This is a genomic window from Clostridium sp. LBM24168, from assembly GCF_052953915.1.
The window spans coordinates 1816137-1842412 of the sequence record NZ_CP196861.1 but is presented as its reverse complement, the minus strand read 5'-3'; the positions used below and the strand labels follow the sequence as shown (position 1 = coordinate 1842412).

Below are 26276 nucleotides of genomic sequence, written 5' to 3'. Positions count from 1 at the left end.
ATATGCAGTTGGCATTTAGGATTACCAATAATGTTATTGCAGCTGTTGTTTCCATAATTTTTTTAGTGTATGTTGCAGATCATCTGGATAAAATTGACAAGAAGAATCGAATATATCTTCTGCTATTTATCATAAATACGGCTGAAATTATTATTGAAACCATAACTTGTATTATAGACGGAATATCCTTAGGTTGGCTTATACCGATATCAAAGCTATTGAATATGATATCCTTTGTGCTTGGTCCAGTCATTTCCTATCTGTGGTTTTTATTTGTCATGGAATGGATAAAAGAAAATAGAAGCGCTAAGCACCGATCCGTAAAAAAGGCAATTATGCTTTTACCCTTGATACTCAATACTGCTGTTTCGATTCTTACCCTGAAGTTTGATTTTATATTTAAAATCACCCCGGAGAACGTATATGTAAGGCAGCCTATGATTTTTATACCTGCAGTATGTACTTATTTTTATATGATATGCAGTTTGATATATATTTATAAGAACAGAAAAGTAATATTAAGCACAGAGTTTATCCCACTTATCATGGCCCTGATCTTTGGATCCATTGGCGGGATAATTCAATTGAGTGTATATGGATTACTTGTTATATGGAGTATTGCTGCTTATTCCTTTATCATAATATATATACTTTTTCAGCATGAGATGTCACAGATGGACATGCTTACCGGAACTTGGATGCGCAGCAGGCTGAAAGCCTATCTTGACAATAGAATGAAGAAAAACAATCTCAGGGCTTTTTCCATTGTTTTTATAGATCTTGATGAATTCAAGAATATAAATGATGTATATGGTCACAAGGAAGGGGACAGGGCGCTTGTGACCATAGTTAAATTAATAAGGTCAAGTATACACAGAGGTGATTTTATAACCCGGTTTGGCGGGGATGAGTTCATATTATTTTTAAATGTAGGTGATAAAAAAACCGTTGAAGAGGTTATAAAAAGGATATACGACTCTCTTGAAAGATACAATTTATCGTCAAATAAGCCTTACAATCTGAGTTTTAGTTATGGATATGAAATATATGATTTCAATAATCCTGTAACACCGGATGAGTATATAAGCCATGTTGACAAGCTTATGTATAAAAATAAAAAACACAAGAAATTTATAGACAGCTCCATAAAAAAAGGAGGTACTGGATGAAATGCCATTTTAGACTCTCATCCGGTAACCTGCCCCCCAGACTGTTTCTATATATTGCGGCTCAGAAGGTGATGCCTCTATTTTTTCACGGATTCTCCTTATGTGGACAGTGACAGTTGCATTGTCTCCCAAAGAATCCAGCCCCCAGATCTTCTCAAAGAGGCTTTCCCTGCTGAATACCCTGTTTGGATTTTCTGCCATATACAGTAGAAGTTCAAATTCTTTTTGGGCCAGATTTACTTCATTTCCATTTACAAATACCTGCATGGAATCCTTGAATATCTCAAGTCCACGTATTACTATACTGTTTCTTTTTGTGGTAAATTTGTTTTTTATTCTCTCATAATTGTTAATGTGTGATTTTACTCTTGCCACAAGTTCACCAGGACTGAAAGGTTTGGTTATATAGTCATCCGCTCCAAGGCTAAATCCTTTTATTTTATCAATTTCTTCCTTCTTTGCAGAAACCAGGAGAACCGGTATGTCTTTTTTGTCGCGTATATTCTGCAGTATACTGTATCCATTTATTTTTGGAAGCATGATATCCAGAATCAACAGATCAAAATCCTCTTTATTTAACATATCCAAGCCTTCTAAACCATCCGTACATATGGTGACTTCAAATTCATTGATTTCAAGATAGTCCTTCTGAAGTTCGGCTATACTTAAATCGTCTTCAATTATCAAAATTTTTTTCATGATATTCTCCTCTATGTTTTCCAAGTGATATTATTATACTCGTACCTTCCTCTGCCCGGGAAGTAGCCCATATATTTCCACTGTGGCCTTCTACAATCTGCTTTGCTATTGCAAGACCAAGTCCGCTGCCTCTGGCATTGCTCCTTGCAGAATCGGCCCTGTAGAATCTGCTGAATACTTTATTTAAATCGTCCTTGCTGATACCGGAACCATTGTCTTTAATTTCTATTATAACACTGGTCTTTGTTTCCCTTAAAATTATTTTTATTGTACCGGATTTTTTGCCCATATATTTTCTGGCATTGTCTATAATATTCAGTATAACCCTCATAAATCTCACTCTGTCAATCATTAAAAAAGGTGAGCCCTTTAGATTGTTTTCAAGGGATATGCTTATATTTGACTTTTCAAGTTCCGGTTTGTTTTCCTCAACACAGCATTCGAAATATTCTACAATATCGGTTTTCTCATATGTGAATGGAATTTGATTTAAATCCAGCTTTGAATACAATAGGAGGTCGTCAATCATGGAATCAACCTGTTTTGCTTTTATGTGTATGGTATTCAGATAATGCTTTAATTTCTCCGGAGTATTTGCCACACCATCCAAGATTCCCTGTACATAACCTTCTATTGAGGTTATTGGGGTCTTCAGGTCATGTGATATACTGGATACAAGCATTTTCCTGTTTTCATCATATTTCACTCTCATTCTGACAGAATCCTTGAGCTGTATTCTCATCTTTTCAAAATCAGCGCATAATTCTTTTATTTCCATGTCACCGCTCTCTGCAATTTCAAAATCCAGATCCCCACGGCTTATTTCTTCCATGGCTTTTTTCAGATCCGAAACGGGATCCAGTATTTTTTTGGAGAATATATAGGATATGATTATGCTCATTGAGATAAAGCAGATAAAAAATGTAAGTAATATGGTTATGATAAAATTTTTAAAAATACTGGATTCAACTGCAGCGGGAACTAGAAATACAACTTTGCCTTGGGAGCCGTCTTTAAATGCCAGTGGAAAACTGTCGATGGAGTAATGGGTACTTTTTATTTGCAGAAGACTTCTTCGATTGCCATCTGACTCTTCCAGAGATTTTGCCACATCGATTTTTCCAAGATCTCTTGAAGAAAATACAATATCACCGCTTTTGACTATTATGATTTTTCCATTTATAGTCGAAAGCTTTTGCAGCATATATTTTTGGAATTGTTCATCCTCTTTAATATTTTTGGTATCTGATTTTGCTATATCCTTGGATACATTCAGCAGCTCGGATTTTGTAAGGGAGGCCCTTTTAAAATCATTGTAGGTTATACTGCCGTTGAAAAACTTTGAAGAAACAAATATAAATATGAAGGCAACTATGGCTGTAATTATAAATGGGACTATTATAGTTAAATTATTGTAGATAATGAGACGCTTTTTAATATCCATTTTTATCCTTTCTATAATCTAGAAATCTTTATTGTCAAATATATAATATCCAGCTGTAAACAATATTATAGCATAGCTGAGCATCATCATAAATTCACGGAAAATTTTAAGAAGAGGGATGTTGTCCATAATCCATACATTGTACCATCCGAACATTGATGTAAAGAAAATACCCGAATAGGCAGGTAAAAAAATTTCAAGTGCCTTGAAACCTATAAAAACGAGTATTGACAGAAAAAATACAGCTATTCCGCTCTTAAATATGTTGGCAAGCAGTGTAATTACAAGACACAGAACTGCCATGGGAAGCAGAGTTACCACATATGAAATTATTATTTTAAATATATCCAGAAGATTAAAAGAATTTGAATTGAATATAAGTCCGGATATTATGGAAAATACCATTGATAACATTAAAACTGAAAATATAAATATGCATATGGATACTATTTTTGCCGAATACAATTTCAATCTGCTGATAGGTCTTGTCAGGGTTATTTTCATGGTGTTCTGGGAGAATTCACCGGAAAAACTGTCTATGGTAACAAGTGCTGTAAAAAGAGGGAGCAATGTATTTATAATTATGGAGAGTATCAGCAGGGGAAATTCACTGCTGGAAACACCCTGGACACCAAAATTATTTCTTACTACGGATATAAAAATCTGGCCGAATATTATAAAAACAAGGGAAAGTATGACTGCTGCCATGGCCTTTTTCTTTTTATACAATTTTTCCATTTCATTTATAAGAGCCCTTTTAAAGTTTCCCATTTCTTTCCACCTCGCTGACAAAATAATTTTCAAGGGAAGCATAATTGTTCAATATGTTATTTGTAGTATCTACATTTATAATTTTTCCGCTGTATAAAATACCTATTCGGTTACAGGTCAGTTCGATATCATGTATAAGGTGACTTGAAATGAAAAAAGTGGTTCCTTCATTTTCTGAAAGATTTTTTATTATATTTCTTACATTTATCATTCCCTCCACATCCATTCCGTTCAGTGGTTCATCCAGAATTATGACCTGTGGCCTGGACAATAATACAGCTGCAATTCCAAGCCTCTGTTTCATTCCAAGAGAGAATCTTACAGGTTTTTCGTCCTTGTGCTTTAAGAGCCCAACAATTTCCAGAACATCTTCAATTCTGGAATTGTCTACATCCTTGTAATATCTTGAAAATTGCTTCAGATTTTCAAAAGCCGTCAAGTATGGATAAGCTTCTGCAGTTTCAATAATGCATCCAACATTGTGAATTGCCTTTTCAAATTCCGTCAAAATGCTGTATCCAAGTATTTTGACATCACCAAGGTCCGGTTTCATTAGGCCTGTCATTATTTTCATGGCCGTAGTTTTTCCGGCACCGTTTGGACCGAGAAACCCGAATATTTCGCCTCTGTGTATGTCAAGATTTATATTGTCTATACCCCTTCCATTTTTATATTTTTTACATAGATTTTTTATTTCAATGACTGTTTCCATCTGTACACCCCGTTTACGGTATTTTAAATTTATTTAATATCAAATAATGGAGATTTTCTGCATGAGCAGAAAATCTACCAAAATTTGAACTCTCATATTTAGTTGAATACTTTATTGTACTGTGAGTCAGAACTCATTGGACCGCTTCCATCTATATAAAAGCTTATATTTGCATTGGTGGAATTGAGATAAAGGCTTCCCTTTGCAGTTTCCTTTGAACCAATATCAGCAGTAATATTTGCATTGAAATCAGGACCGCTGTTTTGCTTGTCAGGGCTGCCGCTGAATTTGAATTTTTCATTTTTATCCTCATAGCCCTTTATATATTTTGCTTCATAGGTTCCGCTTACAGTATTCGAGTTTATTTTTTCAATAGTTACAGTTCCCTCTCCAATTTTCACAAATTTGCCGTCCTTTTCGATTACTATATCCTGATTGTATTTTCCAATGTATTTTTCCGGATTTGAAAATTTTTCCGGCGAGGACTGACCAGTTTGAACTATTGTCTTTTTACCTGAAAGATCGGGTTTTTTTACTTTAGTGGAATTGATGTCAACTATTTTTACAAGTATTTCAAAAGTCAGATTGTGATTCTGTCCATTTTTATCCGTACCCGATATAACTCCTGATCCAAGTACAGTTTTAATTAATCCATTTTTATCTACAACAGCATTTCCTTTGACATTTTTTACAAAAATGTTGTCTGTGAGTTTTGGAATTTTTATATTGTCATTATTTCCTTCAAATGAATTTTTGAATTGAAAGGACACCAGTGCATTTATAAGTGACGGAATCTGTGTATTGTTTAAGGAGCCTGAAATTTCCTTGCTTCCATCCTGTTTTACACTAACGGCAACAGAATCCTTGAGGTTTCCAACAATGGCATCTGCTATTTTTTCAATGTCGGAAGCTCTGTCCTCCTCAAAAGGATTTTTTATATCCCATTTTGTATTATCTGAAAAATTAGTTACATAGTAGGAGAGTGAATTCGGCTCTTTTACTATGGTGCTTTTTTTGTCAATATAGTAATAGGAGTCATTCTTCTTTGAACCATTATAGGTTGCAGTTGATTCTTCTTTTGATTTATTTGATATGTCGAATTTGGATAAATTGTTGCTGGAATATACTGTATTTGTTCCGTCCTTTATGACAAAGGACATATCTACAGTATAACTTGAAAGTTCACCGGTGCAGGCTTTTGCAGTATATTTCAATGAATCCTTCAACTGGTCATAGCCGCTTTTGGATTTAACTTCAGCAAAAGCAGTAGTGGCAAACATCAGTATTCCTACAGTAAAGCTTATTGCAATAGCTGTTTTTTTACCTAGTTTCATTTTTACATCTCCTTGTATTTTTTTATCCGGAAGTACCTCCTGATTATATTTTAAAATACAGGTATCTACTTTGTATAAACTAATTATAAACAAAAGCTAAACTTTGCAGATGTTTATCATGTCAGACCACCTTCTGTATTATTACAGAGTATTTGCCCTCAGGTGATGTGACAGTAACCTTTTCTCCTGCAGTATGCCGGTATATGGCGGAACCAAGGGGTGATTCTATGCTTATTTTGTTGTTTACAGGATCTGCATCTATTGTAGTTACTATGAAAAATTTTTCTGCTTCATCCTCGTCTTCAAATTTGAGGTATACCGTTTTGCCAATGCCGACTTCATTATCCGATGTGGTATCCTCTATAATTTTTGCGGTTTTTATCATTCTTTCAAGGTATCTTATTCTGCTTTCGTTATGGGCTCTGTCCCTTTTGGCAGATTTATATTCGAAATTTTCGCTTAAGTCTCCCTGTGCCCGTGCTTCCTTGAGATCCTCGTTTATTTTCCGCCTTACAACTACTTTTCTATGTTCTATTTCCTTATTTAGCTTGTTTATAGCTTCTTTTGTAAGATAATTATACATGTAAATACATCCCTTTTCAGATTTTATAGGAATATGATATCATATTCTAGATTATTTTCAATCTTAGTAGTAATATATTATTAATTGTAAGCTATGAATTGTATAATTGGGTGGTGAAATATTGGCTGATACTTACACTATATTGATTAAATTGATGGAAAGGGCGGCTCTCCTTATAACCTGTTTGTTTGTTATAACCAGGATACAGGGCTTTAGAAATATATTTCTGGAGGAAAACTACAAAAAGAAGGATATTGTAATAATCTCCCTATTGTTTAGTGTTTTTGCTGTAGCTGGAACATATACGGGGATCAATGTGGATGGATCTCTTGTAAATGTAAGGATAGTGACCATAATATCCGGCGGTATACTGTTCGGACCGTTTGTAGGAATAACAACAGGTGTTGTATCCGGACTTCACAGATATCTGACGGACATAAACGGAGTAACCTCACTTCCGTGTCTTATAAGCAGTATAACGGCAGGAGTGACTGCAGGGTTCATAAACACCAGGGTTAGAAGGAACTACAGATGGTTGATTGGAATAATTACGGGAATGCTCTGCGAGGTTCTTACAATGCTTCTCATACTTCTATTTTCCAGACCTCACAGTATAGGACTTGAGATTGTGTCTAAAATTGCCATACCCATGATACTCGGAGAAATAAATGTAGGTTTTATAGTGCTACTGGTTGAGAATCTTGAAAATGAAAAAGAGATGATAGCTGCAAAACAGGCTAAATTGGCTCTTGACATAGCAAATAAGACACTTCCCTATTTCAGAAAGATAAACAGGGATTCCCTAAATACCATATGTACTATTATAAAGAGGGATATAAAGGCAGATGCGGTATCCATAACAGACAATAAATACATACTTGCCTATATAGGGACTGGAGAGGAATACTACGGCATAGGAAATAACATATTGAACAACACTACAAAAGAAGCTATAGCCAGCGGGAATATAATTATAAAGGAAGATCACATAGACAGCAAGAGTCCTGAACTGAAGTCTGCAATTATAATACCTCCTAAAGACAAGGAGGAGGTTATAGGTGCATTGAAGATATATTACATAAAAGCTCATAAAATAACCTATTCCCTCAGGACACTTGCCATAGGACTTTCCCAGATTATATCGACCTTGATGGAGGTTTCAAAGGTGGAGCAGGTTAAGGAAATGGCAGACAAGGCTGAAATAAAGGCCCTCCAGACGAAGATAAATCCACACTTCCTGTTCAACGCATTGAATGCCATAACTTCATTTATAAGAATAAATCCTAACAGGGCAAGGGAACTTATAATAAACCTGTCCAGTTATCTTAGATTCAATCTAGAGCTAAATGATGAATTTATTCCTGTAAAAAGTGAGCTTAAACAGGTCAGAGACTATATAGAAATAGAAAAAGCCAGGTTTGACGATAAACTCAATGTTATATACGATATAGACGAGGTGGATGTAAAAGTGCCCAGCCTTATAATACAGCCCCTTGTTGAAAACGCCATAATTCACGGTATACTAAAAGTCAAGGGGCCTGGTACGGTGAGGATAAGCTTGAAAGACGAAAAAGACAGGGTAAAGGTGTCCGTGGAGGACAGCGGAATTGGCATAAGTGAAGATATGATTGAACGTGTATACAATGATGATGTTCCTGACAACAAAATAGGACTTTATAATGTACATTCCAGACTGAAGCTTATATATGGGCAGGGGCTTAGAATCAAGAGACTTGAGAAGGGAACCAGAATAGAATTTTATGTCAGGAGGTTTGAATCGTGAAGGCAATAATAGCAGAGGATGAGTTCCTGGCAAGGGAGGAACTGAAATATTTCATAAAAAATTACAGCAGTATTGAAATCGCAGGGGAGTTTGAGGACGGACTGGATGTTCTTAAATTTATCCAGCAGCATGAGATTGACGTTATATTTTTGGATATAAATATACCTTCCCTCGACGGAGTGATGCTGGCAAAGAATATAAGCAAATTTTCCCAAAAACCTTATATAGTATTTATAACTGCCTATAGGGAATATGCAGTGGATGCTTTTGAACTTGATGCCTTTGATTATATATTGAAGCCCTATGATGAATCCAGAATTAAATCTATGCTGAAAAAATTGGAGATGGATTACAAGGAGAAGACTCATAATTCTCCTGAAAGCAGCATGGCAAACAAGATAAATTTATGGAAAAATGATAAGATAATGGTAGTACAAATGGATGATATATTTTATTGTACAGCCAGAGAGAGAATAACCATTGTATTTACAAAAACAGAAGAGTATTTTGTAAATAGCAGCATATCCGACTTTTACAACAGTCTTCCCAAAAATAAATTTTTCAGATGCCACAGGTCTTATATAGTCAATATAACTAAAATAAGGGAAATAATACCATGGTTCAACAATACCTATAACTTGAAATTGGATGGCATAGAATTTCAGGTACCAGTAAGTAGAAGCAATATAAAGAAATTCAAACAGATTATGAACATATAAATGTATTCCATGTAGTCTTTTTTGCATTTCATTCATAAAATGGGAAGCTCAAATTTTATTTATTTATAATAATAAATGAAGAGGTGAGTGAAATGCAAAATATATCAAAAAATAACCGCTGGCTAATAGTGATTGGATCTATAATTGTTCAGCTGGTACTTGGGACAATCTATACATGGAGTCTGTTCAATCAGCCTATAGTAAACAAGTTTGGCTGGGATCTGAACAGGGTTGCATTGACATTTTCCATTACTAGTTTTGCACTATCGTTTTCTACACTTGCTTCAGGCAGACTCCAGGAAAGGTTAGGCATAAGAAAACTTGTTTCCATCTGTGGAATAGCACTGGGGATAGGACTGATTTTGACTTCTAGGGTATCTTCACTTCCTATGCTGTACATTACGGCAGGTGTAATAGTTGGAGCTGCAGATGGTATAGCCTATATGACAACTCTTTCTAACTGTATAAAGTGGTTTCCAGAAAAGAAAGGGCTCATATCTGGTGTATCTGTAGGAGCTTATGGGTGCGGAAGCCTGTTGTTTAAATATATAAATGGAGATATGATTGCTTCTGAAGGTGAAGCTGGAGCCTTTTTATTCTGGGGAATCATAACCATGATATTGATATTTTCAGGCGCACAGCTTTTAAAAGATGCAGTTATTGCTGAAAGCACGGAGACCTATGATAATAATTTTACTGTTGGTGAGATGCTGAGGACTAAAGAGGCATATTTGCTCTTTATAGCTGTGTTTACAGCGTGCATGAGCGGGCTTTATCTAATAGGAGTTGTAAAGGATATAGGGGTCAGCTTGGCAGGACTCGACCAGGCAACAGCTGCAAATGCAGTGGCAATGGTTGCTGTATTCAATACAGTTGGGAGAATAGTACTTGGAACAGTTTCCGATAGAATGAAAAGGACAAAATTGCTCTCATTGTCTCTTCTGGTAACGGCGGCTGCTACTTTTACACTCAGCTTTGTAGATATGAACTTTATGATTTTTTTCACCTGTGTAAGTACAATAGCATTTTGCTTTGGAGGAAACATTACGATTTTCCCACCCGTCGTCGGGGAGTTCTTCGGACTTAAGAATCAGACCCGGAATTATGGAGTTATATATCAGGGCTTTGGAATAGGAGCTCTTTCGGGATCCTTTATAGCAGGTATTGCTGGAAATTTCAGAGGGACTTTCATAGTAATAGGTGTGCTTTGCATAATATCATCCTTGGTTCTGGCCTTTATAAAATTACCTGAGATCAGAACGGCTGAATCTTCTGAATCCAAATTCAAGAGAAATGTAGCCTAGTGTAAGGCAGTGTTTGGTCGGGGAACGAATCTCCGGCTGTTTTTCTGCCTGGCTTTATTTTTTGTATAGATTATTTTTAATTCTCGTAGTAATATAAGGTCAGGGGTTTTGGAGAATTGAAGATGATGAAAATCTATAAATTGCCAAGGAACTTTCCAAATGATATAAAGGTTCCTGTCCATATAAAGGCTCCCAAGTAGGCACTTATCATGAATTTTTTAAAGGGGAGTTTTATCATTCCTGAAAAATATCCCATACAATGTCGCACACCAGGTATGAAATAGGATATGAACAGCAGGAAAACACCATATTTTTCAAAGGCATTGGATATTTTGTCAAATGTAGTATGTTTTAAATGAATATAATGACCGTATTTTTCAACAAAAGGCCTTCCAAGAATTCTGCCTACAAAATAGGAGATGGTGATTCCTGTAATTCCACCTATGGATGCCATTAAAATTCCAAGTACCAGGCTCATGTTTTCTTCGTGTATTATATATCCGCAGTAGGTCATGATGGTCTGACCGGGAAGAGGAAGTGCCAGCAGTTCAAGAATTAAAGATACTGTTAATATTATATAGCCATATTGATTGAATAAATGTGCTATTGAATCCAATACAAATTCACCCCGATTTCTTTTACAATTAGTTTAGCATAGTATGTTTTCTGTGTAAATAAATGTTGTAACGAAAGGAGATGCAGTTGTTATGAAATTACTGATACAAAGAATAAATGAAAAAGCCATAATGCCATTCTATGCACATAAAGGAGATGCAGGTCTCGATCTTTTTTCTGTGGAGAGGGTATTGATAAAACCAATGGAAAGAAAGCTTGTATCTACAGGTATAAGAATACAGCTGCCTGAAAATACTGAAGCACAGGTAAGACCAAGGAGTGGACTTGCATTAAAAAATGGAATAACCCTTTTAAATTCTCCTGGAACAATAGATGAAGGGTATAGAGGAGAAATAAGAGTTATCATGATAAATCTTGGGGATAAACCTTTCTTGGTTGAGGAAAATATGAAAATTGCCCAGATGGTGATAAAACCTGTAGAGAGGGTACAGGTGGAAGAGGTCAGCGAATTGACTGATACGGAAAGAGGAGAGGGTGGTTTTGGTTCCACCGGATTCTGATATGGAGAGGGACTGTTCTATACAGTCCCTTTTTAGCTGATATCTAAGATAAATCCTTTATTTCAAGACAGAATACTTCACCTGGACTGTGAAGCTCCATTACTTTTGTACTGTAGTTTTTCATGGCCTCCCTGAATTTTGTGGAAATTGACACACGGCTCCAGAAATGCATTGGGAAAAATATCCGTGGCTCTATTTCCTTTATAAAATATTCACCACCGGATAGATAATATTCATCCAGTCTTGGGTCTACAGGGAAAAAGGCTATGTCAATTTTTTGACCTTTTAATTTGTCTATTTCATCTTTAAAATTTATTTCTGCAGATTTCCTGTCTTCAGCTGGATCTTCCTTCCAGTGCCACCAGTTTAAATCGCCGGAGTGAAAAAGGGTAATTCCTTCAAGTTTTATCAGAAATGAAATCCCTATATCTGTTGAACCGAAGGCCTTTATATAAACACCCTCCTCTTTTAAGGTGATATCTTCATATGTTGATAATTTATAATAATTTTCTTTTGAATCCACTACCGGTACATCACTGCTCAATATATACTTGATTTTTTTATTCGATTTGTTCCATTTGAATATTACCGGATTGAAATGATCAGGGTGACTGTGGGACACAAATACAATTGTATTTTTTTTATCTTTAATAAAATCTTCGGAAATAAGTCCATTTTCTATGGATTTTTCCTTTCCGGTAAAGCTGTCTTTGTAGTAGTCAAATACCAGGAAATGCTCTTCAGTTTCAACTGCAAATCCGCTGTGGTACAGGTAATGGATTTTTATGTTATGATTGCTCAATGTAAACACCTCATTTTATTATTTACTATATAATATCATAAATACAGTATATATTCACAAATATATGTATATAGGTTATAATGGGGGTAATTTGTAAAATGCGAGTTGAATAAATGGGAGGGATATGTTTTGAAATTCAAATTTGATCACAACAATATAAATGTACTGGATATTCAAAAATCAAAAAGATTTTATGAGGAGGCACTTGGATTCAGGGAAATCGATAGAAAGATTCCCGACGACAACAGTTTTATACTTGTCTATATGGGAGACGGGAACAGTAAATACAAAATAGAGCTTACCTGGCTTAGAGATAGAAAAGAACCTTATAATCTTGGAGACAACGAAATACATATGGCGGTGAGGACGGACGATTATGATGCTGCCTACGAGCACCACAAGAAGATGGGATGTATATGCTATGAAAACAAGAAAATGGGATTATATTTTATAGCTGATCCAGATGGTTACTGGACGGAAATACTGCCTCGGAAATAAAGTCCATTACTTATTAACATAGGGTCATAAGTATGCCTTAATTCAGACTTAGTAAAGATGCCGACTTAAAATAGATAACTTCACTAAGCTGGTGTCTTTATGCTTTCATATCCGCTCTTGCGGCAGTGTAGGCTTCATGATAAATTGCTGTTGTTTCATCATAAAACTGATCTTCTGCTCTTGTATGTCCTTCTGCCCATCCAGTATTAGAGCTATAAGATAAAACTTCGTCACCATTTTGATCATAAATAAACATAGATGATCCAGTTGCACCAACGCACATTTGCCCTGTAAAAGGTAATCCAGTAATCCTAAAAAAGTATGGTAAGCCATTTGTATATTTTGCGTTCATTATTGTAGGTGTCATTAATGAGATAAGCTTTGAACGATCAGGAGATACATGTTGTTTTTTATAGGAATTGATATAGGGATATATAATCATTTCCTATGTATACACCTTTCGCCGCGCCTTCCTGTGCCATTTCCTGAATTTTTTTTACAACACTATCTGACAAGGAAGTTGTATTTTCCTTTTTAGAAGTAGCCGAAGTGCTTTCAGTAGAAGTACCTTTATCTGTTTTTGATGCTTCCACTTTTGTTTTGGAAATAGTATGAGAATTCATATGTAAGAAGCCTCCCATACCAACAGAATGTATAATCATAACGTTCCCTCCTTATATATTTTATCGCCCATTTTGAGAGAAACTAAAGATATAGGAAATTATTTAGGAATTAAATCAGAATGTAATATAATAAATTACTATAATATTTGCCTTCAAAGGAAAATATGGTAAAATTAAAGTATAAAGATGAATTTTATAAATAGTAGAGGTATTAATGTTATATTTAAATTATTTAAGTGGAATAATATCTTTATTGATAACCATATTTTTCATTGCACTGGGTGAAGCTAATAGCAGCACACCAGTAAAAATATCTGTTATTTTGCTTATAATTTCTATACCATACACAGAAATTCATCTAAGGAAAGTGTTTAATAAAGATGGAGTAAAAAAACTATAATTGGCACATTATCAATTATATTATACTGTCGTAATTTTAAAAATTTTTTTGGAGAAATACATTATGAAAATAAAAAAGAAACTGCCGATTAAAATAGCAGTTATAATTGTTTCAGCTGTTACTGTGTTATTTGCACTATTATCCATTAAAGACAGCAGCAATTATGTATTCCGCCTTTTGGCTCAAGGGAGTCTATGTTTAACAATGTTTTTAAGTGGCGTTAATTATTTTGGGTATCAAAAGCAAAAAGCATTAGGAATTTTCCTGTGGATTGTTTCTGCATTTATGCTGTTTGTAATTGTTGATACGATAATTAGATCAGTTAATGTTTAAAATAGGTTATGTTTTAATATAATGTTGAAATATAGCCTAAAAAATTATAGTTGGGATTGCCTGCCTATAATACTCAATATAAGAAGATTGCGTACTATATAATTTCTGCAAAAATTTCATGTATATTTCCATCTGGGTCAGCAAATAGTGCTGTTCTTTGATTCCAAGGCATATTTTGTGGTTCATGAACAGAAATTGCTCCTTTGGAGATTAACTTCTTAAATGATTCATCAACATCATTAGGATTTTCACATGGAAAAGCAAGTTCAAAGCCTTGTCCAGAGGACTCTTTCCTATATTCGCTACTATACACATACATAACATCTCTCATACAAATAGCAAATCTTACTCCATCGTTTTCAAATTCAACATAATTACCAAGGTCATTCTCAATTCTAAACTCAAGAACTTGATTGTAGAAGTTTTTCATTTTATCTATATCATTTGTCCAAATTGTAATAAGATTAATTTGTGCTTTCATTGTATATTTCCTCCCTTTCTTAATTTAACTTATAGTTCACTCTAATATAATATTGTTCATTAGAGTATAATTTTGCATAATGCTTATTATAACATAATTTACAAGATATCATAGTGAGGAAAGGCATGAACAGACCAAAGAAACACTGAAAACTCACAATAAGAGACTGACTAGGGGCTATTTTTTAATTGTTTTTGTTATATTTTTTATGTATTAGCCAAATTATTATTTTTATATAAAAAAAAGCCAACCCGAAGGTTGGCAAAGAAAGGGAATGTAAAAACATCATTAATTAGTATATCCAAAATGTAGAATTTTATTTAAGATATAAGTAGTAATATATAACTTAGTATTTTTATAAATATCTGCGAATATCTCTTAATCTCAGTATATTCTGTACGGAAATATTACCTCTAAAATAAAGTCGACATATATTCACAAGATTATATCTATTGGAATAATATGTATGGGTGAATATTAGATATCGGAGGAATTTTGGTGGGTTATTATGTTGAGGTAGAGCCCTGGGTGAAGGTTTATGTTGAGGATCTCAATCCTCATGGAAGAAAAACCATAGTGTTTTTACATGGCTGGCCTGGAAATCATAATTTATTTGAATATCAATTTAATATACTTCCTAAAGAGGGATATAGATGTATAGGCATAGATCAAAGAGGATTTGGCAAATCTGATAAACCATTTACAGGGTATGATTATAATACGCTAGCAAATGATGTTAGGCAGGTGGTGGAGACACTACAATTGAAGGATTTTATGCTGGCGGGCCATTCCACAGGAGGAGCCATTGCTGCCAGATATATGTCAAGGTATAAGGGATATGGTGTATCAAAACTTATGTTTTTTGCGGCAGCAGCCCCAAGTCTTATCAAGCGTCCGAATTTTCCATACGGGCTTGATAAAAAAATTGTAACTGACATTATTGATCAAACATATGAGGATAGACCTAAAATGCTAAGTGATTTTGGTGATATATTCTTTTTTAAGCATATAACCAGATCCTTTGCTGATTGGTTCCTGGATTTGGGATTACAGGCAGCAAGCTGGGCAACTATTGCAGTAGCAGATACATGGCTGCGGGAGCAGCTGTTTGATGATTTGCTTTCAATAAATGTTCCAACATTGATCCTTCATGGAATTCACGACAGGATTGTGCCTTTTGAACTGGGGGAAATACAGAATGAATGTATTGAGAATTCAACCTTAATACCGTTTCAATACAGCGGGCATGGCTTGTTTTACGATGAGAAAGATAGATTTAACGAGGAATTAGTGAAATTTATTGGATAATAGAGCTCAAGAATTAATTTCAGGATATAAAATTGTCGATTGTCAAGGGAATCAAGTTGTGTTAAACTAAAACTAAGTAGTTAAATAAAATTAAATAGACAAATAGATTTTTACTGGGTGTGCCGAAGTGCTGAGAGAGATTTTCGAATCTCAAACCTTAGAACCTGATGTAGTTAATTCTACCGTAGGGAAAGTATGTATATTGCGAGTTAGACGGAGTATATTTCAGCTTTCTTTAGGGGAAGGCTGATTTTTTTATGAGAAATTTATAGATATAAAAGGAGGAAGGTATTATGAACTATTCTACTCAGATGGATGCTGCTAAAAAAGGTATAATTACAAGAGAAATGAGGGTAGTAGCTGAAAAGGAAAATATAGATATAGAAAAATTGAAAGAACTGATCGCAGAAGGACAGGCTGTAATTCCTGCCAATAAGAATCATGCTTCACTTGATCCGGAGGCTGTGGGAAGTGGACTTAAGACAAAGATAAATGTAAATCTGGGAATATCAAGGGATTGTCCTGATGTAGACATTGAACTTGAAAAGGTTAAGAAGGCAATTGAAATGAAAGCCGAGGCCATAATGGATTTGAGCTCTTTTGGAAAAACCGAGGAATTCAGAAAGAAACTTATAGATATGAGCAGTGCCATGATTGGAACCGTTCCAATATATGATGCAGTTGGATTTTATGACAAGGAGTTAAAGGACATAACCGAGGAGGAATTCATAAAAGTCATCGAAAAGCAAGCAAAGGACGGAGTTGACTTTATGACGATTCATGCAGGCATAAACAGGGAAACTGCTGAGGTGTTCAAGAGAAACAGGAGAATCATGAACATAGTTTCAAGGGGCGGATCACTTATGTATGCCTGGATGGTGCTTAACAACAAGGAAAATCCATTTTATGAGCATTTTGATAAGATACTTGACATATGTGAAAAATACGATGTAACCTTGAGCCTTGGAGATGCCTGCAGGCCCGGGTGTGTCTCCGATGCGACAGATGCTGTTCAAATAAAGGAACTCATAACACTTGGAGAACTTACCAAAGCTGCATGGGAGAGAAATGTACAGGTTATGATAGAGGGACCGGGACATATGGCATTGAATGAGATAAAAGCAAATATGATTCTTGAAAAAAAATTGTGCCACAATGCTCCATTTTATGTCTTAGGGCCTCTGGTTACAGATATTGCACCTGGCTACGATCATATAACAAGTGCCATAGGAGGGGCTATTGCAGCTGCCTCCGGTGCGGATTTCCTGTGTTATGTTACTCCTGCAGAGCATCTTAGACTTCCTACACTGGATGACATGAAGGAGGGAATTATAGCTTCAAAAATAGCTGCACATGCAGCAGATATAGCAAAAGGTGTAAAAGGAGCAATTGACTGGGACAACAAAATGGCAGAGGCAAGGCAAAAACTTGACTGGAAAAGAACTTTCGAGCTTTCAATAGATCCGGAAAAAGCTATAAGATATAGAAGGGAATCAACTCCGGAATGTGATGATACATGTACAATGTGTGGTAAAATGTGTGCGGTTAGAAATATGAACAGGGTAATGAGTGGAAAAGATGTAAATATACTTAGAAAAGATGATTAATTGTGATTAAAAACTCCCGACATGGATATAATTATTAAAAAAATAGTTGGGAGGTAATCTACTTGAATAATGTTACTCTTATAGGAAGGCTTACTAAAGATGCTGAGCTTTTCAAAATAGAAAACAGCAAAAGGAGTATTTTAAAATTCATATTGGCAGTAGATAAAAACTTCATAGGCAAAAAAGGAGAAGAAAAACAGGCTGATTTTATTTCAGTATCCTATTTTAGCGGAGGAGCTGAAAAGCTTCAGCAGTATCTGAAGAAGGGAAGACTTCTTGGAGTAAGCGGAAAAATAACTACAAGGAGCTGTATAAAGGGAGATACCAAAAGGTATTATACAAATGTGGAAGCTGATACAATTCAATTTCTTGAATATAAGAAGGAAACTCTTGCCTAGGGCTTATACAAACTGGCTAAAATTTCATAATTTATTGATATCAGGGGAAATGAACTTTATGTACATTTCCCCTATATATATGACAATTATATGCAATTGACATATATATAGGATTGTTGGTAATATTAATTTATAAAAACAATCTTTGGATTTATTTCAGAGTTTTCATATAGGTGGCATATTAATTGAATTGTAAGGACGGTGACAAATTTGGATAATGAAGATAAAGTATTGATAAGTAGACAGTGTATAGACAGGATAGTATCGGGATTGAAGACAATTAAGATAAGTGAGAATAATAAAATGATTAAAAAACAGATTTCGGACATGCTAAATATGTTGGAGTCACAACTTAATTATGAAAATCTGTCTCTTGAGGATAAGATATTGAAAAAAATGAAAGAGACAAAGAGCTCCGACCCGGATATGAATGCAAATCTATATATATTGTATCAAAACCTTGTAAATGGACGTATCAGTGAAGAACAGGCCCTGGATAGATATAATCTGTATGTAAAGATAGAGCCTTATGAAAAAACTATAGAATAGACACTAAAGTAGTGTTGTGGTATTTCCGATAATGACTATATACAGATATACGGAATTCTGGTTTTAACAAACAGGAGAGGTGAGTTTTTTATGAGGATAAGCTATAATATGCCTGCCCTTATCATGCATCGGCTTCAAAACAAGGCACTTGGCAGACAAAGTGCAAATCTGCTCAAAATAAGCAGTGGGTATAAGATTAACAGTGCCAAGGATAATCCAAGTGTACTTGTCAGAAGTGAAAATATAAGGATGCAGGTTGGAGGACTTGAGGCCGCAGCTAAAAATGCCCAGGATGGCATAAGTATGCTCCAGACGGCAGAAGGAGGCCTTCAGGAGATTACAAGCATGATTCAGAGAATAAGGGAACTTACAGTACAGGCAGGCAATGGAGATACTACAGAGGGTGACAGGAAGATAATAAAAAATGAAATAGACCAGCTTCTGGATGGAATAGATAACATGGCAGATAGTTCGGAATTCAATGGACTGAAGCTGCTGTCCGAGGAAAAAACTCTGGAAATGCCAGTAGGTGCCAACCCGGGGGAAACTGTTAAAATACCACAGGTGAATCTAAGCAAAGATGCTGACATCAATGGTGCTGGCAGCAGAATTGCTGAAATTTATTCAATCAAGGATAATACTGATATAGTAGAAAATGCTGATATTGATACGGCACTTGGTGCAATTGATAATTCCCTGAATGAAGTAATTTCAATAAGAAGTAAATATGGGGCACTTGAGAATAGATTTGAAAGCACCTATGACTGTATACAGGATATAAGCCAGAGGATGGTGGGTGCCGACAGTGATTTAAGAGATGCGGATGTAGCGGAAGAAATGATGAATTATACCAAGGAAAGCATAATTGTAGATGCCTCCAATGCAATGATAGTACAAGCAAATGAGCTTCCGCAGGATGTTCTTAGAGTACTGGAAACTGTTAAACGTTGATGCTAATAAAATAATAATAGGATACCTAATTTTACTAATGACAGGGTGTCTTATTTTTTTGCTTTGTATAGTTTGCTTCAAATTACATAATATTACATTAAATTACATAATAATAGAAAATTTTTTACATAAATTATGTAAAAAATATAGAATGTAGAGTACAATTATGATAAAATAGGTTATATTGACAAATAAGTTTAATTAAAAGTAAAGTTATATTAAAAGTTAACTTTTAACATGCATTTAACAAGGAATTTTGTAATAAATGTCTAATACATATTATAATAGAAATGTAGAGAAAGGAGAAAATTGCATTGAATATACAAAATATGTCAAATGATGAAGCTGTAGGCAGTCTGCTTGGAAGGGCATTGGATGCTTCATCAGCCAGAAGCAGAGCTATATCAAACAATATAGCCAATATAAATACCAAGGGATATAAACGGCAATATGTTACCTTTGAGGAGAATCTGAAAAACAGCATGGATAATATTGAATTGAAGACAAATGATGACAGGCATATAAAGCTTGGAAATGGTTATGGGTCTATAACTACAAAAGTGGATAATTCAACCAGTATGAGGGAAGATGGAAATAATGTAGATATTGATATTGAAACTGTGAATCAGGCAGCAAATGAGTTAATGTACAATGGTCTTATAACTCTTGAAAATAATAGATTGAATATGAGAAAAAATGTGATAAACGGAAATTAGGGGTGATTTTATGATTCAGGCTTTTAATACACTGAGGATAAGTGCCAGCGGACTTTCTGCGGAGAGGCTTAGAATGGACACTGTGGCCTCAAATATGGCAAATGCAGAGACAACACACGGCGCAAATGGACAGCCTTATAGAAGAAAAGTTGCGGTATTCCAGGAGAATTTAAACAGAGTATTGGGAAGCAGTGGAAATTATGAAAGTATTCCAATGGGAGTAAAAGCTATAGGAATAGAAGAAGACAATTCACCTTTTAGGAGAGTGTATGATCCTTCCAATCCAGATGCAGATGCTTCAGGATATGTGTCCATGCCAAATGTAAATATACTCAATGAAATGGCTGACATGATGGTTGCAACCAGATCCTATGAAGCTAATGTCAGCGCAATAAATTCCGAGAAGAGTATGTTTTCAAAAGCATTGGAAATAGGAAAGTAGGAGGTTTAAAAACACATGAAAATAAACGAATTTACACCTGATACCAGCATATTTGAAAAAATAGGTGCCGGCATTTCAGCCAATAATGTGAATAGCGAAAATGATTTTGGAAGTTTGCTGAAGAATAAACTGGATGAAGTAAACAGTGAACAGATAAAGGCGGATGACGCTGTACAGAGCTTTATAGAAGGAGATAGAACGGATATACATAATGTAATGCTGGATGCTGAACAAGCTAAAATGTCACTTGAACTTGCAGTACAGATCAGGAATAAGTTTGTGGATGCATATCAGGAATTGAATAGAACGCAGATGTAGAAGGAGAGCTAGATTAATGGGTAGGCTATCACAATTCTTTAAAAATTTAATGGGCAAATGGAAAGATTCTAGTAAAAATAAAAAGATAGCCTTTGGTATCATAACTGCAGGAATTATAGCAGCTTTGATATTTGGAGGAATAACACTTGGAAGGACAAAATATGCTGTATTGTTTTCAAATATGAACAGTACGGATGCTGCAGCGGTTTACAAACAACTGCAGAGTGACAAGATAGATGTAAAGGTAGAGGGAAATTCAATTCTTGTTCCGGAGGATCAGGTGGACAAAGCCAGACTGCAGGTACTTTCAGAAGTACAGCTGACCAATGGAAGTCAAGGATTTGAAATTCTGGATAAAAGTAAATTCGGCGAAACAGACCAGCAGATGAAAATTGACTATCAAAGGGCACTTCAAGGTGAACTTGAGAGAACTATAAAGGCTCTTCCTGAAATTGACAATGCCAGGGTGCATCTGGTCCTACCAGATGATACTGAATTTGTAAAAGACACGGAACCTGGAAGTGCTTCTGTAACTATAAAACTCAAATCAGGGCAGAAGCTTTCAAATGATCAGGTAAAGGCACTTGTATCTTTAGTATCTGGAAGTGTGAAAAATCTGCCCAAGGAAAATGTGGAAATAGTGGATGACAAATTAAATCTTCTTTCCAGGGATTTATATAAAGACGATGCAAAGGGTGATGACCTGGAAAATTCATCTGTTTCAGCTGAAGATCAGCAGCAGCTTCAGAAAAAATATGAAGATGAAGCCGAAAAAAAACTTCTTGCACTACTTGAGCCTGTATATGGCAAGGATAAAGTAAAGGCGACGGTGAATGCAGATTTGGATTTTGATGCGGTCCAGCAGGACAGCAAGACCTATGACAAGAATCATGTTGTGGTAAGCGAGCACACCATAAATGATAGGAACACAGGCGGCACGGACAATGCAGGTACAAGTCCCGTTGACAACAATATGAGCAATACTACCGTAAATACCGCAAATGGTGGTAATTCCACCCATAACGAAGTCACTAGAAATTATGATGTACCTACCGTAGAGCAGAAGACAATAAGAGCTCCTGGAAGTGTAAAAAGACTTACAGCATCTATTGCGCTTGATGGTAATGTAGATGATGCCACAAGAACCTCCATAAGAAATCTTGCAGTATCTGCCATTGGATATGATCCGGCAAGAGGAGATACCATAAGTGTGGAATCACTTCCTTTTGATACTACAGCACAGGACAATGCAAAGAAAGATATAGATGCTATGCAGAAGGCTGAACAGCAGGATAGATTGAGAAAGCTTATAATTGCGGGCTCGATTTTAGGAGCAGCTGTAATAGCAGGCATAGTGGCATTCATTATATGGAGAAGAAGACATAATGAAGAGGAAGAAGATCTATTTGGAGAGGAAGGTATAAATCCACAGGATATTATGGATCAGGATAATGATGTTACGGCAGAACAGATTAAACCTAAATTCAAGCCTGTAGAATTCGAACAGGAAAGTGAAGATGCTCACATTGAAAATGAGATAAAGAAGTATGCTAAGGATAAGCCAGATCAAGTTGCGGACATAGTTAAATCATGGCTGGCAGAGGATGAGAGGTGATTATAGATGGCTAGAGACAACAAGCAGTCTTTGACTGGAGTACAGAAGGCAGCCATACTTTTTATAACATTGGGACCTGAAGCTGCCGCCGGGATAATAAAGAAGCTTCCGGAGTCTGAAATACAAAAGATAACCTATGAGATAGCCAATATAAGTTCTGTCAAATCAGATCAGAAAAAGGAAATATTAAGTGAGTTCATAGAAATGAACAAGGCAAAGGACTATCTCATAGAAGGCGGCGTAGAGTATGCAAAAAATCTTCTCTCAAAAGCACTAGGAAGCCAGAGGGCAATGGAGATTCTGGATAAGGTAACAGAAGCAACTCAGCAGTTTAGACCATTTGCAATAGCCAGAAAGGCAGATGCACATCAGCTTCTGAATATAATATCCGATGAGCATCCTCAGACAATAGCGCTTATACTATGCTATCTTCAAGCTGACAAGGCAGGACAGATACTGTCGGCACTTCCGGAAAACATTCAGGCTGAAGTGGCTTACAGGATAGCAACCATGAGAAATACGTCCCATATGGTAGTCAAGGAGATAGAAAAAGTTCTGGATGATAAGTTGTCATCTGTGGTAAAGTCCGATATGAAGATAATTGGTGGCGTATCTACTATTGTTGATATATTGAATCAAGTTGACAGGACTACAGAAAAGAATATAACTGAAGGACTTGAAAAGCAGGATGCAGAACTTGCAGAGAAAGTCAAAGAATCCATGTTTGTATTTGAAGATATTATCACTCTTGACGATGTATCCATACAAAGGGTACTTAGGGAAGTGGATACAAAGGAACTTGCTCTTGCACTTAAGGGTTGCTCTGAAGATGTTGCAGATGCTATATTCAGGAATCAGTCCAAGAGGGCTTCTGCTACATTGAAGGAAGATATAGAATTCCTGGGACCTGTCAGACTTATGGATGTTGAAAAATCACAGCAGAAGATTGTCAATATAATAAGAAGACTGGACGAAGCGGGAGAAATAGTTCTGTCAAGAGGAGGAGAAGATGCGATCATCGTATAATAAAGGCATATTTAAAGGTGACAGCATAAACGAATATGGGAAAAAAGAGATATTTACAGAGTTTACAGTCAAAAAGAAGGCAGAAAAGGATAAAGAGGAAAATCAGATAGAAAAAAGTCCTATAGTGGAAAGCTATGAAAATCTTGGAAAAGCTATAATTGAAGATTCAAACAGAAAAAAAGAAAAGATAATTTCAGAAGCATACGAAAAAGCTTCAACTATAGAAAATGAGGCCTATAAAAAAGGGTATGCGGAAGGAATGGAAAAAGGCAGGCAGGATGGTTACAAGTCAGCTTACGAAGAAGGCTACAGAAAAAATTATGACAAGGCAAAAAAAGAAGGAGAAATTATAAGAAAAAATGCAGATGAGGTACTTAAAAAGGCTGTAGAGGAAAAAGATAATTATTTAAGGGAAAATGAGGAGAAGATAAAAGAGCTTATATTGAATTCCATCGAGAATATATTAAAGCATGAAGTGAAAGATAAAGAGAGTTTGAATGATGTAGTCTTCGAGTCCTTGAAACAGATGATGGGTACAAAAACTTTTATAATAAAAAGCAGGCAAAAGTACTGCAACAAGTTTAAGAAAAAGGTAGATACCTGGAAAGAACAGATTCCATTCAAAGGAGATATATTTATAATACCTGATGAATCAATTGAAGATGGAAGTGTGGTAATTGAACGGGACAATGGCAAAATGGTTTTTAGTGTGGACATTGCCTGTGATAAGATAAAGGATATTTTCAAAGACGATGATTGATACTGCCTCAGAGGTGATAATTTGATAAATATAAATTTTGACAGGCTAAACAGAAAAATATCAGAATCAAGCTACAATTACCAGGAAGGGATTGTAAAAAAACTTATAGGACTTACTGTTGAAGCGGAAGGCATAAAGGCATTTGTAGGAGAAGTGTGTACTATCTACAACGAGATAAATCACAAAATTGTATGTGAGGTTGTAGGATTTAATGAGGACAATGTAATTTTAATGCCCTTGGGCGAGCTTAAAGGCATTTCTCCGGGATGCAGGGTTGTACCGGAGAGAAAACCACTAAGTGTGAGATGCTGTGACGATCTCTTTGGCAAAGTACTTGATGGTCTTGGAAAGCCAATAGATGGTTCGGTTATATCTTCTGGAATTCCATATCAGCTTGATGCAGAGCCTCCGGATCCTTTGAAAAGAAAAAGGATTAAGGATGTAATTCCAACCGGAATAAGGGCTATAGATGGTTTCTTAACCTGTGGACAGGGACAGAGAATTGGCATATTTGCAGGAAGCGGTGTAGGAAAGAGTACGACTCTTGGCATGATTGCAAAATATGCGGAGGCGGATGTAAATGTAATAGCCCTCATCGGAGAAAGGGGCAGGGAGGTCAGAGACTTTATAGAGAAAGACCTTGGCGAGGAAGGAATGAAAAAATCCGTTATTGTATGTGCTACGTCGGACAAACCTGCTCTGGTAAGACTGAAGGGAGCGTTCACTGCTACTGCCATTGCCGAATATTTCAGGGATAGAGGCAAGAAGGTAATTCTCATGATGGATTCAGTTACAAGATTTGCCATGGCACAGAGGGAGATAGGGCTGGCAATTGGAGAACCACCTGCTACAAAGGGTTATACTCCTTCCGTGTTTGCGAAGCTACCAAGACTTATGGAAAGAGCAGGTATGTCAGAATCAGGATCCATTACGGCATTTTATACGGTACTTGTAGATGGAGATGATTTGAATGAACCTATTGCAGACTCTGTAAGAAGTATACTTGACGGGCATATAGTTCTCTCACGTGAGCTGGCAAACAGAAATCATTATCCCTCTATAGATGTTCTTGCAAGCATAAGCAGGCTCATGTCTGAAATAGTAACTAAAGAACATAGGGAAAAGGCATCATTTGCAAGGGATATGTTGTCAACTTACAGAAATTCAGAGGATCTTATAAATATAGGTGCCTATGTTAAGGGAAGCAATAAAAAAATAGATATGGCAATAGGTTGTCATGATAACATAATAAATTATCTTAAACAGGGAATAGATGAAAATTCATCATTTGAGGAAAGTGTAAATGGCCTGGAGGATATGTTCAGCTAGGGCCTGGGAGGAAACTTATGAAAAAATATGAATTCAGACTTCAAAAGCTTCTGGATATTAGGTTGGACAGAGAAAAAGAAAGCATAATGAATTTCCAGAAGGCAAGGAAGGAAAGTATTGAGGTAAAGAGGAAACTTGATAATCTAAAGGATAATTATGACAGATACAGGGACATGAATAAGATAGGAAATACGGTAGAAAGAAAAATGGCAAAAATGTATTTGAGTACATTGACTTATAACATAGAGGAGACAGAAGGTGAATTTAATACTAAAGAAGAGATAGTTGATTTAAAAAGACAGGAATTGAAGGAAAGACAGATAGAGAGAAAAACTGTAGATATTTTAAAGGACAAGAAAAAGGCTGCTTTTATAAAAGAACAGAACAGGCTGGAACAGAATGCAAATGATGAGTTTGCACTGTATGGATTTATAAGAAAGTCTTATAAACATTATTGAAAGGAGGT

General features: G+C 35.7%; 31 protein-coding genes and 1 riboswitch. Of the genes, 20 read left to right on the top strand and 11 right to left on the bottom strand.

The genetic code is table 11. The features are described from left to right. The first annotated feature begins 2 nt into the window (after positions 1-2). A complete protein-coding gene (locus ACSVC9_RS09135) occupies positions 3-1169 on the top strand; it encodes a GGDEF domain-containing protein (RefSeq protein WP_446897182.1) in 1167 nt (388 codons plus the stop codon). A gap of 9 nt (positions 1170-1178) precedes the next feature. On the opposite strand, the gene ACSVC9_RS09130 is transcribed toward ACSVC9_RS09135, so the two are convergent. The 6 genes from ACSVC9_RS09130 to greA all read right to left on the bottom strand — a co-directional run bounded on the left by ACSVC9_RS09130 (position 1179) and on the right by greA (position 6712). After that, positions 1179-1868, bottom strand: a complete 690-nt coding sequence (locus ACSVC9_RS09130; protein WP_446897181.1) for a response regulator transcription factor — start codon at positions 1866-1868, stop codon at positions 1179-1181. After that, positions 1846-3312 carry a sensor histidine kinase gene (locus tag ACSVC9_RS09125; RefSeq protein WP_446897180.1) on the bottom strand — a complete coding sequence of 489 codons (1467 nt, stop codon included), beginning with the start codon at positions 3310-3312 and terminating at the stop codon, positions 1846-1848. Before ACSVC9_RS09125 ends, ACSVC9_RS09130 begins: the two co-directional genes overlap by 23 nt. A gap of 18 nt (positions 3313-3330) precedes the next feature. Next, positions 3331-4083 carry an ABC transporter permease gene (locus tag ACSVC9_RS09120; RefSeq protein ID WP_446897179.1) on the bottom strand — a complete coding sequence of 251 codons (753 nt, stop codon included), beginning with the start codon at positions 4081-4083 and terminating at the stop codon, positions 3331-3333. After that, entirely contained in the window at positions 4070-4795 is a 726-nt protein-coding gene (locus tag ACSVC9_RS09115) for an ABC transporter ATP-binding protein (RefSeq protein WP_446897178.1), read from the bottom strand. Before ACSVC9_RS09115 ends, ACSVC9_RS09120 begins: the two co-directional genes overlap by 14 nt. A 98-nt stretch (positions 4796-4893) precedes the next feature. Continuing rightward, positions 4894-6129 (bottom strand): hypothetical protein, encoded by a 1236-nt coding sequence (locus ACSVC9_RS09110; RefSeq protein WP_446897177.1) that lies wholly within the window; start codon positions 6127-6129, stop codon positions 4894-4896. A 121-nt stretch (positions 6130-6250) separates the two neighbouring features. After that, entirely contained in the window at positions 6251-6712 is a 462-nt protein-coding gene (gene greA / locus ACSVC9_RS09105; protein WP_446897176.1) for a transcription elongation factor GreA, read from the bottom strand. A 121-nt stretch (positions 6713-6833) separates the two neighbouring features. Here greA and ACSVC9_RS09100 point away from each other — a divergent pair, with 121 nt between their 5' ends. The 3 genes from ACSVC9_RS09100 to ACSVC9_RS09090 all read left to right on the top strand — a co-directional run bounded on the left by ACSVC9_RS09100 (position 6834) and on the right by ACSVC9_RS09090 (position 10518). Continuing rightward, complete coding sequence (locus ACSVC9_RS09100) at positions 6834-8495, top strand: LytS/YhcK type 5TM receptor domain-containing protein (RefSeq protein WP_446897175.1); 1662 nt, start codon at positions 6834-6836, stop codon at positions 8493-8495. Beyond that, entirely contained in the window at positions 8492-9214 is a 723-nt protein-coding gene (locus ACSVC9_RS09095) for a LytR/AlgR family response regulator transcription factor (RefSeq protein WP_446897174.1), read from the top strand. The genes ACSVC9_RS09100 and ACSVC9_RS09095 overlap by 4 nt, the downstream gene beginning before the upstream one ends. Before the next feature lie 92 nt (positions 9215-9306). Continuing rightward, positions 9307-10518 carry an L-lactate MFS transporter gene (locus tag ACSVC9_RS09090; RefSeq protein ID WP_446897173.1) on the top strand — a complete coding sequence of 404 codons (1212 nt, stop codon included), beginning with the start codon at positions 9307-9309 and terminating at the stop codon, positions 10516-10518. 133 nt (positions 10519-10651) lie between these two features. Here the strand turns inward: ACSVC9_RS09090 and ACSVC9_RS09085 are convergent, their stop codons facing one another. After that, positions 10652-11134 carry a DedA family protein gene (locus tag ACSVC9_RS09085; protein WP_446897172.1) on the bottom strand — a complete coding sequence of 161 codons (483 nt, stop codon included), beginning with the start codon at positions 11132-11134 and terminating at the stop codon, positions 10652-10654. Between the two features lie 91 nt (positions 11135-11225). On the opposite strand from ACSVC9_RS09085, the gene dut reads away from it, so the two are divergent. Next, the gene (gene dut / locus ACSVC9_RS09080) at positions 11226-11654 is read left to right on the top strand and encodes a dUTP diphosphatase (RefSeq protein ID WP_446897171.1); all 429 of its coding nucleotides are present in this window, start codon (positions 11226-11228) and stop codon (positions 11652-11654) included. Positions 11655-11697: 43 nt separating this feature from the next. Here dut and ACSVC9_RS09075 read toward each other — a convergent pair whose 3' ends face one another. Continuing rightward, positions 11698-12456 carry an MBL fold metallo-hydrolase gene (locus ACSVC9_RS09075; RefSeq protein WP_446897170.1) on the bottom strand — a complete coding sequence of 253 codons (759 nt, stop codon included), beginning with the start codon at positions 12454-12456 and terminating at the stop codon, positions 11698-11700. A 129-nt stretch (positions 12457-12585) separates the two neighbouring features. Here ACSVC9_RS09075 and ACSVC9_RS09070 point away from each other — a divergent pair, with 129 nt between their 5' ends. After that, positions 12586-12954 carry a VOC family protein gene (locus ACSVC9_RS09070; protein WP_446897169.1) on the top strand — a complete coding sequence of 123 codons (369 nt, stop codon included), beginning with the start codon at positions 12586-12588 and terminating at the stop codon, positions 12952-12954. A 97-nt stretch (positions 12955-13051) separates the two neighbouring features. Here the strand turns inward: ACSVC9_RS09070 and ACSVC9_RS09065 are convergent, their stop codons facing one another. Together ACSVC9_RS09065 and ACSVC9_RS09060 are read right to left on the bottom strand one after the other, a co-directional pair. Beyond that, complete coding sequence (locus ACSVC9_RS09065; protein ID WP_446897168.1) at positions 13052-13237, bottom strand: hypothetical protein; 186 nt, start codon at positions 13235-13237, stop codon at positions 13052-13054. 127 nt (positions 13238-13364) lie between these two features. Next, entirely contained in the window at positions 13365-13616 is a 252-nt protein-coding gene (locus tag ACSVC9_RS09060; protein ID WP_446897167.1) for a hypothetical protein, read from the bottom strand. A 424-nt stretch (positions 13617-14040) separates the two neighbouring features. Here ACSVC9_RS09060 and ACSVC9_RS09055 point away from each other — a divergent pair, with 424 nt between their 5' ends. After that, positions 14041-14310, top strand: coding sequence for a hypothetical protein (locus ACSVC9_RS09055; RefSeq protein WP_446897166.1), 270 nt, complete (start codon positions 14041-14043; stop codon positions 14308-14310). Between the two features lie 94 nt (positions 14311-14404). On the opposite strand, the gene ACSVC9_RS09050 is transcribed toward ACSVC9_RS09055, so the two are convergent. Beyond that, complete coding sequence (locus tag ACSVC9_RS09050; protein ID WP_446897165.1) at positions 14405-14791, bottom strand: VOC family protein; 387 nt, start codon at positions 14789-14791, stop codon at positions 14405-14407. Between the two features lie 498 nt (positions 14792-15289). Here ACSVC9_RS09050 and ACSVC9_RS09045 point away from each other — a divergent pair, with 498 nt between their 5' ends. From ACSVC9_RS09045 to fliJ, 13 genes are all read left to right on the top strand, one after another. Continuing rightward, positions 15290-16099, top strand: coding sequence for an alpha/beta fold hydrolase (locus ACSVC9_RS09045; RefSeq protein WP_446897164.1), 810 nt, complete (start codon positions 15290-15292; stop codon positions 16097-16099). A gap of 105 nt (positions 16100-16204) precedes the next feature. After that, positions 16205-16308: riboswitch (TPP riboswitch) on the top strand. Between the two features lie 84 nt (positions 16309-16392). Then, positions 16393-17706, top strand: a complete 1314-nt coding sequence (thiC, locus tag ACSVC9_RS09040) for a phosphomethylpyrimidine synthase ThiC (RefSeq protein WP_446897163.1) — start codon at positions 16393-16395, stop codon at positions 17704-17706. A gap of 62 nt (positions 17707-17768) precedes the next feature. Further along, positions 17769-18104: a single-stranded DNA-binding protein gene (locus ACSVC9_RS09035; protein WP_446897162.1), complete on the top strand. Its 336-nt coding sequence runs from the start codon at positions 17769-17771 to the stop codon at positions 18102-18104. A gap of 210 nt (positions 18105-18314) precedes the next feature. Next, a complete protein-coding gene (locus tag ACSVC9_RS09030) occupies positions 18315-18653 on the top strand; it encodes a hypothetical protein (protein ID WP_446897161.1) in 339 nt (112 codons plus the stop codon). Positions 18654-18743: 90 nt separating this feature from the next. After that, complete coding sequence (locus ACSVC9_RS09025; RefSeq protein WP_446897160.1) at positions 18744-19604, top strand: flagellin; 861 nt, start codon at positions 18744-18746, stop codon at positions 19602-19604. Between the two features lie 314 nt (positions 19605-19918). Then, complete coding sequence (gene flgB, locus ACSVC9_RS09020; RefSeq protein WP_446897159.1) at positions 19919-20320, top strand: flagellar basal body rod protein FlgB; 402 nt, start codon at positions 19919-19921, stop codon at positions 20318-20320. A 10-nt stretch (positions 20321-20330) separates the two neighbouring features. Next, positions 20331-20762 (top strand): flagellar basal body rod protein FlgC, encoded by a 432-nt coding sequence (flgC, locus tag ACSVC9_RS09015; protein WP_446897158.1) that lies wholly within the window; start codon positions 20331-20333, stop codon positions 20760-20762. 15 nt (positions 20763-20777) lie between these two features. Then, positions 20778-21080, top strand: coding sequence for a flagellar hook-basal body complex protein FliE (fliE, locus tag ACSVC9_RS09010; protein WP_446897157.1), 303 nt, complete (start codon positions 20778-20780; stop codon positions 21078-21080). A 16-nt stretch (positions 21081-21096) separates the two neighbouring features. Continuing rightward, complete coding sequence (gene fliF, locus ACSVC9_RS09005; protein WP_446897156.1) at positions 21097-22695, top strand: flagellar basal-body MS-ring/collar protein FliF; 1599 nt, start codon at positions 21097-21099, stop codon at positions 22693-22695. A gap of 6 nt (positions 22696-22701) precedes the next feature. After that, the gene (fliG, locus tag ACSVC9_RS09000; RefSeq protein ID WP_446897155.1) at positions 22702-23721 is read left to right on the top strand and encodes a flagellar motor switch protein FliG; all 1020 of its coding nucleotides are present in this window, start codon (positions 22702-22704) and stop codon (positions 23719-23721) included. Then, a complete protein-coding gene (locus ACSVC9_RS08995; protein WP_446897154.1) occupies positions 23705-24481 on the top strand; it encodes a FliH/SctL family protein in 777 nt (258 codons plus the stop codon). Before fliG ends, ACSVC9_RS08995 begins: the two co-directional genes overlap by 17 nt. A 21-nt stretch (positions 24482-24502) precedes the next feature. Beyond that, on the top strand, positions 24503-25810 hold the full coding sequence (gene fliI / locus ACSVC9_RS08990) for a flagellar protein export ATPase FliI (RefSeq protein WP_446897153.1): 1308 nt from the start codon (positions 24503-24505) through the stop codon (positions 25808-25810). 17 nt (positions 25811-25827) lie between these two features. Beyond that, positions 25828-26268: a flagellar export protein FliJ gene (gene fliJ / locus ACSVC9_RS08985; protein ID WP_446897152.1), complete on the top strand. Its 441-nt coding sequence runs from the start codon at positions 25828-25830 to the stop codon at positions 26266-26268. Positions 26269-26276 lie beyond the last annotated feature (8 nt).

Coding starts and splice junctions, on each gene's coding strand:
- ACSVC9_RS09135 (WP_446897182.1), top strand. CDS start 3: ATGCAGTTGGCATTTAGGATTACCAATAATGTTATTGCAGCTGTTGTT.
- ACSVC9_RS09130 (WP_446897181.1), bottom strand. CDS start 1,868: ATGAAAAAAATTTTGATAATTGAAGACGATTTAAGTATAGCCGAACTT.
- ACSVC9_RS09125 (WP_446897180.1), bottom strand. CDS start 3,312: ATGGATATTAAAAAGCGTCTCATTATCTACAATAATTTAACTATAATA.
- ACSVC9_RS09120 (WP_446897179.1), bottom strand. CDS start 4,083: ATGGGAAACTTTAAAAGGGCTCTTATAAATGAAATGGAAAAATTGTAT.
- ACSVC9_RS09115 (WP_446897178.1), bottom strand. CDS start 4,795: ATGGAAACAGTCATTGAAATAAAAAATCTATGTAAAAAATATAAAAAT.
- ACSVC9_RS09110 (WP_446897177.1), bottom strand. CDS start 6,129: ATGAAACTAGGTAAAAAAACAGCTATTGCAATAAGCTTTACTGTAGGA.
- greA (WP_446897176.1), bottom strand. CDS start 6,712: ATGTATAATTATCTTACAAAAGAAGCTATAAACAAGCTAAATAAGGAA.
- ACSVC9_RS09090 (WP_446897173.1), top strand. CDS start 9,307: ATGCAAAATATATCAAAAAATAACCGCTGGCTAATAGTGATTGGATCT.
- dut (WP_446897171.1), top strand. CDS start 11,226: ATGAAATTACTGATACAAAGAATAAATGAAAAAGCCATAATGCCATTC.
- ACSVC9_RS09065 (WP_446897168.1), bottom strand. CDS start 13,237: ATGTGCGTTGGTGCAACTGGATCATCTATGTTTATTTATGATCAAAAT.
- ACSVC9_RS09060 (WP_446897167.1), bottom strand. CDS start 13,616: ATGATTATACATTCTGTTGGTATGGGAGGCTTCTTACATATGAATTCT.
- ACSVC9_RS09055 (WP_446897166.1), top strand. CDS start 14,041: ATGAAAATAAAAAAGAAACTGCCGATTAAAATAGCAGTTATAATTGTT.
- ACSVC9_RS09050 (WP_446897165.1), bottom strand. CDS start 14,791: ATGAAAGCACAAATTAATCTTATTACAATTTGGACAAATGATATAGAT.
- thiC (WP_446897163.1), top strand. CDS start 16,393: ATGAACTATTCTACTCAGATGGATGCTGCTAAAAAAGGTATAATTACA.
- ACSVC9_RS09025 (WP_446897160.1), top strand. CDS start 18,744: ATGAGGATAAGCTATAATATGCCTGCCCTTATCATGCATCGGCTTCAA.
- flgC (WP_446897158.1), top strand. CDS start 20,331: ATGATTCAGGCTTTTAATACACTGAGGATAAGTGCCAGCGGACTTTCT.
- fliE (WP_446897157.1), top strand. CDS start 20,778: ATGAAAATAAACGAATTTACACCTGATACCAGCATATTTGAAAAAATA.
- fliF (WP_446897156.1), top strand. CDS start 21,097: ATGGGTAGGCTATCACAATTCTTTAAAAATTTAATGGGCAAATGGAAA.
- fliG (WP_446897155.1), top strand. CDS start 22,702: ATGGCTAGAGACAACAAGCAGTCTTTGACTGGAGTACAGAAGGCAGCC.
- ACSVC9_RS08995 (WP_446897154.1), top strand. CDS start 23,705: ATGCGATCATCGTATAATAAAGGCATATTTAAAGGTGACAGCATAAAC.
- fliJ (WP_446897152.1), top strand. CDS start 25,828: ATGAAAAAATATGAATTCAGACTTCAAAAGCTTCTGGATATTAGGTTG.